The 11,637-nt window shown below is 63.5% G+C and carries 11 protein-coding genes; 6 read left to right on the top strand and 5 right to left on the bottom strand.

Annotation, left to right across the window (positions count from 1 at the left end; all coding sequences use genetic code 11):
• Nucleotides 1-1,026, bottom strand: a 1,026-nt coding sequence (locus VGH41_RS17130) for a class I tRNA ligase family protein (RefSeq protein WP_331598692.1), incomplete at its 3' end; no start/stop codon positions are given.
• Nucleotides 1,027-1,199: 173 nt separating this feature from the next.
• On the bottom strand, nt 1,200-2,195 hold the full coding sequence (locus VGH41_RS17125) for a bifunctional riboflavin kinase/FAD synthetase (RefSeq protein WP_331598691.1): 996 nt from the start codon (nt 2,193-2,195) through the stop codon (nt 1,200-1,202).
• Between the two features lie 167 nt (nt 2,196-2,362).
• Between VGH41_RS17125 and purN the strand changes: the two genes are divergently transcribed.
• From purN to nadC, 6 genes are all read left to right on the top strand, one after another.
• On the top strand, nt 2,363-3,028 hold the full coding sequence (gene purN, locus VGH41_RS17120; RefSeq protein WP_331598690.1) for a phosphoribosylglycinamide formyltransferase: 666 nt from the start codon (nt 2,363-2,365) through the stop codon (nt 3,026-3,028).
• Nucleotides 3,025-4,284 (top strand): RsmB/NOP family class I SAM-dependent RNA methyltransferase, encoded by a 1,260-nt coding sequence (locus VGH41_RS17115; protein WP_331598689.1) that lies wholly within the window; start codon nt 3,025-3,027, stop codon nt 4,282-4,284. Before purN ends, VGH41_RS17115 begins: the two co-directional genes overlap by 4 nt.
• A gap of 70 nt (nt 4,285-4,354) precedes the next feature.
• Nucleotides 4,355-5,707 carry a mechanosensitive ion channel family protein gene (locus tag VGH41_RS17110; RefSeq protein WP_331598688.1) on the top strand — a complete coding sequence of 451 codons (1,353 nt, stop codon included), beginning with the start codon at nt 4,355-4,357 and terminating at the stop codon, nt 5,705-5,707.
• Nucleotides 5,708-5,932: 225 nt separating this feature from the next.
• Nucleotides 5,933-7,129 carry a DesA family fatty acid desaturase gene (locus tag VGH41_RS17105; protein WP_331598686.1) on the top strand — a complete coding sequence of 399 codons (1,197 nt, stop codon included), beginning with the start codon at nt 5,933-5,935 and terminating at the stop codon, nt 7,127-7,129.
• A gap of 138 nt (nt 7,130-7,267) precedes the next feature.
• On the top strand, nt 7,268-8,407 hold the full coding sequence (gene nadA, locus VGH41_RS17100; RefSeq protein ID WP_331598685.1) for a quinolinate synthase NadA: 1,140 nt from the start codon (nt 7,268-7,270) through the stop codon (nt 8,405-8,407).
• Complete coding sequence (nadC, locus tag VGH41_RS17095; RefSeq protein ID WP_331598684.1) at nt 8,407-9,318, top strand: carboxylating nicotinate-nucleotide diphosphorylase; 912 nt, start codon at nt 8,407-8,409, stop codon at nt 9,316-9,318. Before nadA ends, nadC begins: the two co-directional genes overlap by 1 nt.
• 102 nt (nt 9,319-9,420) lie before the next feature.
• On the opposite strand, the gene nadB is transcribed toward nadC, so the two are convergent.
• From nadB to rpmB, 3 genes are all read right to left on the bottom strand, one after another.
• Nucleotides 9,421-11,019 (bottom strand): L-aspartate oxidase, encoded by a 1,599-nt coding sequence (gene nadB, locus VGH41_RS17090; protein WP_331598683.1) that lies wholly within the window; start codon nt 11,017-11,019, stop codon nt 9,421-9,423.
• Nucleotides 11,020-11,254: 235 nt separating this feature from the next.
• Nucleotides 11,255-11,422 carry a 50S ribosomal protein L33 gene (gene rpmG, locus VGH41_RS17085; RefSeq protein WP_074263557.1) on the bottom strand — a complete coding sequence of 56 codons (168 nt, stop codon included), beginning with the start codon at nt 11,420-11,422 and terminating at the stop codon, nt 11,255-11,257.
• Nucleotides 11,423-11,432: 10 nt separating this feature from the next.
• A partial coding sequence (rpmB, locus tag VGH41_RS17080; RefSeq protein ID WP_331598681.1) for a 50S ribosomal protein L28 occupies nt 11,433-11,637 on the bottom strand: 205 nt, incomplete at its 5' end.

The following is an 11,637-nucleotide window of genomic DNA, read 5'->3' as shown; positions in this document are numbered from 1 at the left end:
GATACCCGTGCCGGTTTCGGTCGTCACGTAGTCGCCGAGATAGACCGGCGCCGTGCGCTTGTAGCCCGGATGCGCGGACGTCAGCGGGTGATGAAAGCGCAGATTGGCGAGCTTCGCGCCCGGCGCGGTGGCGACCACGTTGCCTTCCAGACCGTATTGCTGCAGGCACGCCTGCACGCGTTCTTCTGCGAGGATCAGCAGACCGCGCGGCGTATCCACCAGCGCGTAGACGATTTCCGGATGGACGTTCAGCGCCTGGTTGGCGGGGATGGTCCACGGCGTGGTGGTCCAGATCACGATGCCGCCTTCGCTGCGCGGCAGCGCGGCGAGGCCGAACGCCTGCGCCGTCTTGTGCGGCTCGGCGAAGGTGAACAGCACGTCGATGGTCGGATCGGTCTTGTCCTTGTACTCGACTTCGGCTTCGGCCAGCGCCGAGCCGCAGTCGAAACACCAGTTCACCGGCTTCAGACCGCGGAACACGTAGCCCTTTTCCATGATCTTCGCGAGCGCGCGGATTTCGCCGGCTTCATTCGTGAAGTTCATCGTCTTGTACGGATTGTCCCAGTCGCCGAGCACGCCCAGACGCCGGAAGCCGAGCTTCTGCTTCTCGATCTGTTCACTCGCGTAGGCGCGTGCCTTCTGCATCACTTCGGCGGCCGGCAGCGACTTGCCGAACTGCTTTTCGATCTGGATTTCGATCGGCATGCCATGACAGTCCCAGCCCGGTACGTAGGCCGCGTCGAAGCCCGCCATGTTGCGCGCCTTGACGACCATGTCCTTGAGAATCTTGTTCACCGCGTGGCCGAGGTGGATGTCGCCGTTCGCATACGGCGGCCCATCGTGCAGGATGAACTTCTTGCGGCCTTTCGAGGCGGCGCGGATCGTTTCGTAGACTTTGCGTTCCTGCCACTCCTTGACCCATTGCGGCTCCCGTTTGGGCAGGTCGCCGCGCATGGGAAACGGGGTGTCGAGCAGGTTGACCGGGTAGCGGGCCTGGGGTTTCGAATCGGCTTTCTTGTTGCTCATGGTGTGGTCGCGGTGAATGCTTTCTATGCGCGGTAAGGGCGCGGTGTACGCAGCAGCCGTTGAGGCCACGGGCGCATGATGCGCGCCCGGCAGGCATGTCGCGTGATCCACGGACGCCCTTCGATGCGCGCGGCAGGGTACGTCGTGGGCAAGGCCCGCACGTACCGCGGCGGCTATCTAATTCGGTCGGTGGCTGAAGTGGCGAAACCGGTGGCACGGCTGCCCGGCGCGTTGCCGCCGACCGCCGCAAACCACGCGCGCGCATTGGCGGTATCGCGCGCTATGGCGGCGGTCAGGGTTTCGAGATCGACGTACTTCTCCTCGTCACGCAGCTTCTTCAGGAATTCGACGCGCACGAGTTTGCCATACGCGTCGCCGTGCCAGTCGAGCAGGTGCACTTCGAGCAGCACGCGGCCGGAATCGTCGACGGTGGGCCGCAACCCGAGACTGGCGACGCCCGGCAGCGGCTCGGCTTCAATGCCGTGCACGCGGACCACGAAAATGCCCGCGAGTGCCGGACGCTTGTGGGCGATCGGCAGGTTCAGCGTGGGAAAGCCCAGATCGCGGCCAAGCTTCATGCCATGCACGACGTGGCCGCTGATCAGATAATCGCGGCCCAGCGCGGCGCGCGCCGCGTCGAGGTCGCCTGCCACCAGCGCCGCACGCACGCCCGAGCTGGAAATGCGCGCACCCGAGGGATCCGCGACTGTCGCCATCTGCTCGACTTCGAAGCCGTACCGTGCGCCCGCCTCTTTCAGCGACGCGAAGTCGCCCGCGCGCCTTGCGCCATAGCGGAAATCGTCACCGATCATTACCCAGCGCGCGTGCAGCCCGTTCACGATGATCCGCTCGACGAACGCATCCGGCGACTGGCTGGCAAAGGTGTGATTGAAGTGCTCCACCACCACGCGGTCGACGCCGTTGGTGCGCAGCGCTTCCAGCTTGTCGCGCAGCATGGCGATGCGCGGCGGCGCGCCGGCCGGATTGAAGAATTCACGCGGGTGCGGCTCGAAGGTCATCACGCAGACGGGCAGGCCGCGCGCGTCCGCCGCCGCCCGCACATGGGCGAGCAAAGCCTGATGGCCGCGGTGGACACCGTCGAAGTTGCCGATGGTCAGTGCGCACGGCGCACGGCTCTCGGCATTGGGAAGACCGCGGAAAACTCTCACGATAGCGGGTTGGCGACTTTGTATAGGGGTATGCGTGTAACGGACGGCACGTAGCGGCTTGCGGCGAACTCATGCCGAACGTCGCAAAACAAACGATTATAAACGCTCATCGCGGGGCACGGCGGCGCGTCGCCGTTTGCGTGTCCCCCGAATGATAAAATCCGCGGATGAAAAAACTTGTCATCCTGATTTCCGGGCGAGGCAGCAACATGGAAGCCATCGTGCGCGCCTGTTCGCGCGAAGGCTGGCCGGCGCAGGTCGCCGCCGTGATTGCCGCCCGTCCAGACGCCGCAGGCCTTGCGTTTGCAGCGTCGCACGGTATTCCCACGGCGGTGGTCGACCACCGCCAGTATCCTGACCGCGAGAGCTTCGACGCGGCGCTCGCGCATGAAATCGACGTGTATGAACCTGATCTGGTGGCGCTTGCCGGTTTTATGCGGGTGCTGACGCCCAGCTTCGTGGACCGCTATGCGGGCCGCATGCTGAACGTGCATCCGTCGCTGCTGCCGAGCTTTGCGGGCCTGAAAACGCATCAGCAGGCGCTCGACGCCGGCGTGCGGCTGCACGGCGCGTCTGTGCATTTTGTCACGTCGCAGCTCGATCATGGGCCGCTCGTGATTCAGGCGGCCGTCCCGGTACTGGCCGGCGACGACGCGCCGGCACTGGCCGAGCGGGTGCTTGCCACGGAACACATTATTTACCCACGCGCGGTGCGCTGGTTCGTTGAAGGGCGTCTCACGCTCGACGGACTGCGCGTCACGCTCACGCCGCCGGAGCCGCAGTGGCTCTTTGCCGACATCAATAGCAACAAGATCGCCGGAGAGGGCGTATGAGATTACATGGATTTCTGATTGGCCAGACTGAAACGCTGCTGGCGGACGTGCTGAAACTGGCCGGCCCCGCGGACGCAGCCACCAGCCGCTTTTTCCGCGCCCACCCGAAGCTCGGACACGGCGAGCGCGGCGTGATCGCCGAAGCGGTGTTTGCGGTGCTGCGGCGCCGGATGGAATTCGCCCATCTGGCCGAAAGCGGCGCGGGCAGTCCGGCGCGCCGGATGGCCTTGCTGGGTCTGATGCAGACGGCCGGGCGCTCGGCGTTGAAGCCGTTCGTGTCCGAGGCCGAATCCAACTGGCTCGAACACGTCTCCAAAATCGATCCGGAGAGCCTGCCGTTGCGGATTCGCATGAATCTGCCCGACTGGATCTATCAGGCGCTCTCGAAACGTTTCGAACCTGACGAACTGGCGCAACTGGCCGCCGCACTGAACTACCCGGCGCCGCTGGATCTGCGCGCCAACCCGATCAAGGCGAGCCGCGACGAAGTGCTGGGCGCGCTTTCCAAGGCCGGCATCGAGGCAGGCGCCACGCCGTTCGCGCCGTTCGGCGTGCGGGTGGTCGGCAAGCCGCCGCTCACCAAGCTCGACGCGTTCCAGAACGGCTGGCTCGAAGTGCAGGACGAAGGCAGCCAGCTGCTGTGCACGCTGGTCGCGCCGAAGCGCGGCGAGATGATCGTCGATTTCTGCGCGGGCGCAGGCGGCAAGACGCTGGCGCTCGGCGCCATGATGCGCTCCACCGGGCGTCTCTACGCCTTCGACATTTCCGAGCGGCGTCTCGCCAAGCTCAAGCCGCGCCTTGCGCGCAGCGGGCTGTCGAACGTGAACCCGGTGCTGATCGACAGCGAGCATGACGCGAAGATCAAGCGGCTCGCGGGCAAGATCGACCGCGTGCTGGTGGATGCGCCGTGCAGCGGCCTCGGTACGCTGCGCCGCAATCCTGATCTGAAATGGCGGCAGTCGCCGGAATCGGTTACCGAACTGGCGCCGAAGCAGTTGTCGATCCTCACGAGCGCGGCGCGTCTCGTGAAGGTGGGCGGCCGTCTCGTCTACGCGACCTGCAGCATTCTGGAGGCGGAAAACGAGGCGATCGTCACACAATTTCTCGCCAATCACCCCGGTTTTGCGCTGGTGCCCGCGCGCGAGGTGCTGGCGGAACAGCGCGTCGATCTGGAAATGGGCGACTACCTGTCGCTGTGGCCGCACCGCCATGCCACTGACGGCTTCTTCGCCGCCGTGCTGGAGCGCCGCGCCTGAGCGGCCGGCGCGCCTCGGGTGTCGTGGCAGGCCGGCCTGACCACGGCGCGCGGGGTGCGCGAACGACACCATGCAAAACCGCCTCTCCTTTCACCTGTCCAGCGACCTCGGCCGCGACTTCGGCCAGCCGGTGATGCTCTGGCAAGTCGGCGTGCTGCTCGGCACGCTGGCGCTGGCATGGGTGCTCGCGTGGCTGCTGCGCCGCTCTCTGGATCTGCGCCGTCAGACGCGCTATCAGGCGCTGCGCTTTGGCGCGGAAAGCCTTGATCGTGCGTTCTTTCCGCTGCTGGGCGCGGCGCTCGTGTGGCTCGCGCAGGCAATCGCGAGTCCCTTCATGCACACGGCGCTGCTCGATCTGGCGCTGGTGCCGCTGTTCGGCATCGGCCTCATCTATGTGATGTTCTTCTTCGCGCGCCGGGTGTTCGCGAGCCACGGCGAAGCGCACAAATGGCTGTTCCTCGGCGAGAAGGTCGTCTCGCTGATCGTCTGGATCGGCATGGTGCTCACCGTGATGGGCATCCAGGACGACGTGCTCGCGTGGATGAACAGCGTGCATTTTCGCGTCGCGAATGCCCACATGACGCTGCTGTCGCTGTCCACGGGGCTGCTGTGGGTCTGCGTGACGATGCTCGTCGCCATGTGGCTCGGCTCGGCGTTCGAAGAGCGCCTGATCCGCTCCAGCACGCTCGACGCCAATCTGAAAGTGGTGGTCGCGCGGGTCGGCCGGGCGCTGTTCGTGCTCGCGGCGGTGCTGATCAGCCTGTCGCTGGTGGGCATTGATATCACGGTGCTGGGAGTGTTCGGCGGCGCGCTGGGGGTCGGGCTTGGCTTCGGGCTGCAGAAGATCGCCAGCAACTATGTGTCGGGCTTCATCATCCTGATCGACCGTTCGCTGCGGATTGGCGACACCATCAATGTGAGCGGCCTGCAGGGCATGGTCACGCAGATCCGCACGCGCTATACGGTGGTGCGCGGTCTGGACGGCATTGAAACGCTGATTCCGAACGAAAAGCTGATCACCGATGTCGTACAGAACCAGTCGTCGTATCTGACGCGCGGCTACGCGAAGGCAGCGGTGCAAATTGCCTACACGGCAGATGTCGATCAGGCGATGGAACTGCTCGCACAAGCCGCGCAGGGCGTAGCGCGAGTGATGCAGGAGCCGGCGCCGACGCCCTATTTCGTCGGTTTCGGCACGGACGGCATCAATCTGGAACTCGGTTTCTGGATCGAGGACGCGGCGACGGGCACGGGCGGCGTGCGCTCGGCGGTGAACCGCAATATCTGGCGCCTGTTCACGGAAAACGGTATCTCGATTCCATTGGCACAGCGCGAAGTGCGGATTGTCGGCGCGGGCGACATTCTGTCGCGACCGGTAAATACGACCGACAGGGTCGCCGGCGGGCCGGGCAGCCCGGCCTGACAAGGCGGCGCGCGCCGTCGGCCGTCGAAAAAGGGCGCGCCAGCGCGTTTCCCCTGGTTGATGCGCCACAAGAAATCCCCAATTGTTACAAAGACTTGGAGCGATTCAGGAACGCTTCCAGTAGAATATCGTCGAACCTGCTTGTATGCTTTCACTTTCTTGACATCGCGTGTTGTGCGGAGTGTTTGCGGTGTCCTGTCACTCTTGTTCTACAGGTAAATTGCCTTGTTGAATTCCTTGCTTGATTTTCTGGCTCACGGTCTGTTGCACTTCTCCTGGTGGCAACTTGTGCTGTATACGCTTGTCGCGACGCACATCACGATCATTGGCGTCACGGTGTATCTGCACCGCTGCCAGGCGCATCGCGCCCTCGACTTGCATCCCGCAGTCAGTCATTTTTTCCGCTTCTGGCTGTGGATGACCACGGGCATGCTGACCGGCCAATGGGCCGCGATTCACCGTAAGCACCATGCCAAGTGCGAGACCGAAGAAGACCCGCACAGCCCGCAGACCCGCGGTATCTGGAAGGTGCTGCTCGAAGGCGCGGAACTGTATCGCGTCGAAGCGAAGAACGAAGAAACCATGCGCAAGTTCAGTCACGGCACGCCGAACGACTGGATGGAGCGCAACGTCTACACGAAGTACCCCATTCTTGGCGTGAGCCTGATGATGGTGCTGAATGTTGCACTGTTCGGCGTGGTCGGCTTGACCATCTGGGCTGTGCAGATGGTGTGGATTCCGTTCTGGGCGGCCGGCGTCGTCAACGGCCTTGCACACTTCTGGGGCTATCGCAACTTCAACTCGTCGGACGCCAGCACAAACATTTTCCCGTGGGGCATCCTGATCGGCGGTGAAGAGCTGCACAACAACCACCATACGTACGCCACGTCCGCGAAGCTGTCGAACAAGTGGTACGAGTTCGACATTGGCTGGATGTACATCCGCATCATGTCGGCGTTCCGCCTGGCGAAGGTTAAGAAGGTTGCGCCTACGCCGCGTCTGAGCACCGGCAAGCTGGTGCTGGATCAGGAAACGCTGCAGGCCGTGCTGGCGAACCGCTATGAAGTCATGGCGCGCTACGGTAAGGCACTCAAGCGCGCGTACCGTCAGGAACTGGCGCATCTGAAGGAAGTGGGCGCGCGCGAAAAGTATCAGTTGATGCGCGGTGCGCGTAGCTGGTTCCACAAGGAAGAGGCCGGCCTCGACGAACCGCAGAAGCGCCAGCTGCCGCAGATTTTCGCCAATAGCCAGAAGCTCGCCACCTACATCGAGATGCGCAACGAACTGGCCGCAATGTGGGAGCGTTCGAACGCTTCGCGCGAACAACTGCTCGTGCAGTTGCAAGATTGGTGTCACCGCGCGGAACAAAGCGGTATCAAGGCCCTTCAGGACTTTGCGATGCGCCTGCGTCGCTATGCTTGAGCACGAAATCTATTAAAATTTAGATTCGTCACAAAACCCCGCGTTGGCGGGGTTTTGCTTTTTTGGGCCGCACAAAACGTTGGGCGTGGCGGGCACGGCGCTGGCGGTGAGCGGCGAATCAGCGGGGCAGAGGGAATCATGAATCAGCAGGCGATCAGGAGCGTCGAATACGACCGGCCGCAGGTGCAGGGCATGACCTGCGGTATCGGACAAGCGTGGGCGAAGGTGCCCGACGTGCCATCGGCAGAAGAGAAGGTCGCGCTGAAGGCGCGCATTCGCGCGTTGCTCGCGCGTGAGAAAGCCGTGCTCGTCGCGCACTACTATGTGGATGCGGAACTGCAGGAACTCGCTGAGGAGACCGGCGGCTGCGTGGCCGATTCGCTTGAGATGGCGCGTTTCGGGCGCGATAACGACGCACAGACGCTGGTGGTGGCCGGCGTCCGCTTCATGGGCGAGACCTCGAAGATTCTCAGTCCCGGCAAGCGTGTGCTGATGCCCGATCTCGATGCAACCTGTTCGCTCGATCTGGGCTGCCCGGCTGACGAGTTCTCCGCGTTTTGTGACGCGCATCCGGATCGCACGGTGGTCGTCTATGCGAACACCAGCGCGGCAGTGAAGGCGCGGGCGGACTGGATGGTGACGTCGTCGATCGGGCTGGAGATTGTCGCCGACTTGCACGCGCGCGGCGAAAAGATCATCTGGGCGCCGGACCGCCATCTCGGCAGCTACATCCAGAAGAAGACCGGCGCGGACATGCTGCTGTGGCAGGGCTCGTGTCTGGTGCACGACGAGTTCAAGGGCATCGAGCTCGACCTGTTGCGGGCGGAGTATCCGGACGCGAAAGTGCTCGTGCATCCTGAGTCGCCCGAAAGCGTGGTGGCGCAGGCCGATGTAGTTGGCTCCACGACGCAACTGATCGACGCCGCGCAGCGGCTCGATGCGAAGCACTTCATCGTCGCGACCGACCTCGGCATTCTCTACAAGATGCGGCTCGCGGCGCCTGGCAAAACCTTCATCGAAGCGCCAACGGCCGGTAATAGCGCGACGTGCAAGAGTTGCGCACATTGTCCGTGGATGGCCATGAATGGCCTCGCGAATCTCGCCGATGTGCTGGAGCGTGGCCACAACGAGATTTTCGTCGATCGCGCGATCGGCGAACGTGCGCGTCTGCCGATCGACCGCATGCTCGATTTCGCTGCACGTCATAAGAAGCGCGTACAGGCGAGCGGTGATCTCGCGAAAGATACGACCTTGTTTTCGAATGTGGGAGCGGCGTGATGGTTGCAGTAGACGGTGCGAAGGAAAAATATCAGGCCGACGCGGTCTCGCCGCTGTTCGCTGAAGTTCGGGCGCAGTACGGTGCAGCGTTCGACGCGGCGCTGACGCGCAACGTCGCCGACGCGCTTGCCGAAGACATCGGCGCCGGCGACCAGACCGGCCGTTTGATACCTGCGGAAGATGTGCGTGACGCGCGCATCATCGTTCGCGAAGATGCCGTGCTGTGCGGCGTGCCCTGGTTCAACGAGGTCATGCGCCATGTCGATTCGCGCATCGAGGTGCGTTGGCTTTATCGCGAAGGCGAGCGCATGACGGCCGACACGCCTGTCTGCGAGATGCGCGGCCCGGTGCGCGCGCTGCTCACCGCCGAGCGCAACGCGATGAACTTCCTGCAACTCCTGTCGGGCGTGGCGACTGTAACGCGGTGCTACGTCGACACGATCGCGCATACCCAGGCGCGTATTCTCGATACGCGCAAGACTTTGCCCGGGCTGCGGCTGGCGCAAAAGTACGCGGTGCGCGTGGGCGGCGGTGTCAACCAGCGGCTTGCGCTGTACGACGGCATTCTGATCAAGGAAAACCATATCGCGGCGGCCGGCGGTGTTGACGCAGCCATGAACGCGGCGTTGGCGCTGAATGCGGGCGTATCGATCCAGATCGAGGTGGAGACGCTGGCGCAACTCGAAACCGCGCTGGCGCACGGAGCGAAATCTGTTCTGCTCGACAACTTCTCGTTCGACGCCATGCGTGACGCCGTGCGTATCACGGGCGGCCGGGCCGTGCTTGAAGTCTCAGGCGGCGTGAACCTCGACACGGTGCGCACGATTGCCGAAACCGGCGTCGACCGTATTTCGATCGGCGCGCTGACGAAGGACGTGCGGGCGGCCGACTACTCGATGCGCATCGTTTGATCCGGTAGTCTCGCTTCGCGTCAGTAAAAAGGCCATCGCAGGTTTGCGATGGCCTTTTCGCATGCGCCCGCAGTGCGCCGGCTCAAGCGCGCGCGAGACGCCTCAGACGTTGCGGTTGCGCACGTGCTCGGGCGACAGCACGGTGGGCAGCGCCTTCGGCAACGCGGCAGGCCAGTCGCGACTGAAATGAAGCCCGCGGCTCTCGCGCCGCGAGCGTGCACTCTCGACGATCAGCGAGCCTACGTCGACCAGATTGCGCAGTTCCAGCAGGTCGCGGCTCACCTTGAAGTTCGCGTAGTACTCGTGGATTTCGTCTCGCAGCAGCGTGAGACGATGCTTCGCACGCGCAAGCCGTTTGTCGGTTCTCACGATGCCCACGTAGTTCCACATCAGACGGCGCAGTTCGTCCCAGTTGTGCGCGACGACCACTTCTTCGTCCGGATCGGAGACCCGGCTTTCGTCCCAGTCCGGCAGCGGCGCATGGACGGCGGCGCTGAAACCCTCGGCTTCGATAGCGGCAGCCGCCGAACGGCCGATCACGAGGCACTCGAGCAGCGAGTTGCTCGCGAGGCGATTGGCGCCATGTAACCCGGTGCAGGACGTCTCGCCGACCGCGTAGAGACCGGCCAGATCGGTGCGGCCTGCCAGGTCCGTGACGACGCCGCCGCAGGTGTAATGGGCGGCCGGCACGACCGGGATGGGCTCTTTGGTGATGTCGATGCCGAACTCCAGGCAGCGCGCGAGAATGGTGGGGAAGTGTTCCTGCAAGAATGCCGGCGGCTGGTGGCTGATATCGAGGTAGACGCAGTCGATACCGCGCTTTTTGATCTCGAAGTCGATCGCGCGGGCGACGATGTCGCGCGGCGCCAGTTCAGCGCGTTCGTCGTGCTGCGGCATGAAGCGCGTACCGTCCGGCAGCTTCAGAATGCCGCCTTCGCCGCGCACGGCCTCGGAGATCAGGAAAGATTTGGCGTACGGGTGGAACAGGCAAGTCGGGTGGAACTGGATGAATTCCATGTTCGACACGCGGCAGCCCGCGCGCCAGGCCATCGCAATACCGTCGCCGGTCGCGGTATCCGGATTGGTGGTGTACAGATACACCTTGCCCGCGCCGCCCGTTGCGAGAACGGTGTGCGGCGCCTCGATAGTGACCGTGCGCCCGCTTTGCAGGTCTAGCGCGTACAGCCCGTGACAGCGGCGCCCCGGCAGGCCCAGGCGGTCCGAGGTGATCAGGTCGATCGCGTAGTGGTCTTCAAGGAGCGTGATGTTGGGATGACGGCGCACGCGTTCACTGAGCGTGGCGACTACTGCGTGACCGGTTGCATCTGCTGCGTGGATGATGCGGCGGTGGCTGTGGCCCCCTTCGCGCGTCAGATGGAAGCCGAGTTCCGCGGCGTCGTCTTTCGTGAACGGCACGCCTTGGGCGATCAGCCATTCGATCGCTTCACGGCCGTGTTCGACGATGAAGCGCGTGGCCGCTTCGTCGCACAGGCCGCCGCCGGCGACGAGTGTATCGCGGACGTGATTCTCGATGCTGTCGGCCGAATCGAGGACCGCGGCGATGCCGCCTTGTGCCCAGTCACTCGCGCCCTCGGTCATCGAACGTTTGGCGACCACCGCGACGCGCCGCGTCTCCGCGAGATTCAAGGCGACACTCAGACCCGCGAGGCCACTACCGACAATCGCCACATCAAAGTTCATTTCCTGCGTCTCCATCGCTTGATCAGTCGTTGCGACGGATGTCGCCGCTTACCGATAAACGAGCAAGCATACCGCGTCGTGCGAAATCAGGGAAAGTCGGCCGAATGGCCTGGATGCGAAGATGGGAAAGGCGCCGCAGGGATTGATGAGCGGAAACGCAAGCCGGACCGAAAAACAAAAAGCCCCGCACAAGTGCGAGGCTTTTGGTCTTCGTCAACAGGCAGGAGACAAGATCTTATTTGATCTTGGTTTCCTTGTACGGCACATGCTTGCGAACGACGGGATCAAACTTGCTGATCTCCATCTTTTCCGGCATGTTGCGCTTGTTTTTCGTCGTGGTGTAGAAGTGACCCGTACCTGCGGTCGATTCCAGCTTGATCTTGTCGCGTGCGCCTTTCGCCATGATTTACTCCTTAGGCTTGGCCGCGTGCGCGCAGATCTGCGAGCACAGCGTCAATACCGTTCTTGTCGATCAGACGCAGGCCGGCGTTCGAAACGCGCAGACGCACCCAACGGTTTTCGCTTTCCACCCAAATACGGCGGTTTTGCAGGTTCGGCAGGAACCGGCGCTTGGTTTTGTTGTTCGCGTGGGAAACGTTGTTGCCGCTCATCGGCGCT

Source organism: Paraburkholderia sp., from assembly GCF_036488795.1.
GTDB lineage: Bacteria > Pseudomonadota > Gammaproteobacteria > Burkholderiales > Burkholderiaceae > Paraburkholderia.
Note: the sequence above shows the minus strand (reverse complement) of the source record. Positions and strands in the feature narration are given on the sequence as shown.

Excerpts from the sequence above, each read along its gene's own strand:
- nadC (WP_331598684.1), top strand. The coding sequence starts at position 8,407 with ATGGTTGCAGTAGACGGTGCGAAGGAAAAATATCAGGCCGACGCGGTC.
- purN (WP_331598690.1), top strand. The coding sequence starts at position 2,363 with ATGAAAAAACTTGTCATCCTGATTTCCGGGCGAGGCAGCAACATGGAA.
- rpmG (WP_074263557.1), bottom strand. The coding sequence starts at position 11,422 with ATGGCGAAAGGCGCACGCGACAAGATCAAGCTGGAATCGACCGCAGGT.
- nadB (WP_331598683.1), bottom strand. The coding sequence starts at position 11,019 with ATGAACTTTGATGTGGCGATTGTCGGTAGTGGCCTCGCGGGTCTGAGT.
- nadA (WP_331598685.1), top strand. The coding sequence starts at position 7,268 with ATGAATCAGCAGGCGATCAGGAGCGTCGAATACGACCGGCCGCAGGTG.
- VGH41_RS17110 (WP_331598688.1), top strand. The coding sequence starts at position 4,355 with ATGCAAAACCGCCTCTCCTTTCACCTGTCCAGCGACCTCGGCCGCGAC.
- VGH41_RS17115 (WP_331598689.1), top strand. The coding sequence starts at position 3,025 with ATGAGATTACATGGATTTCTGATTGGCCAGACTGAAACGCTGCTGGCG.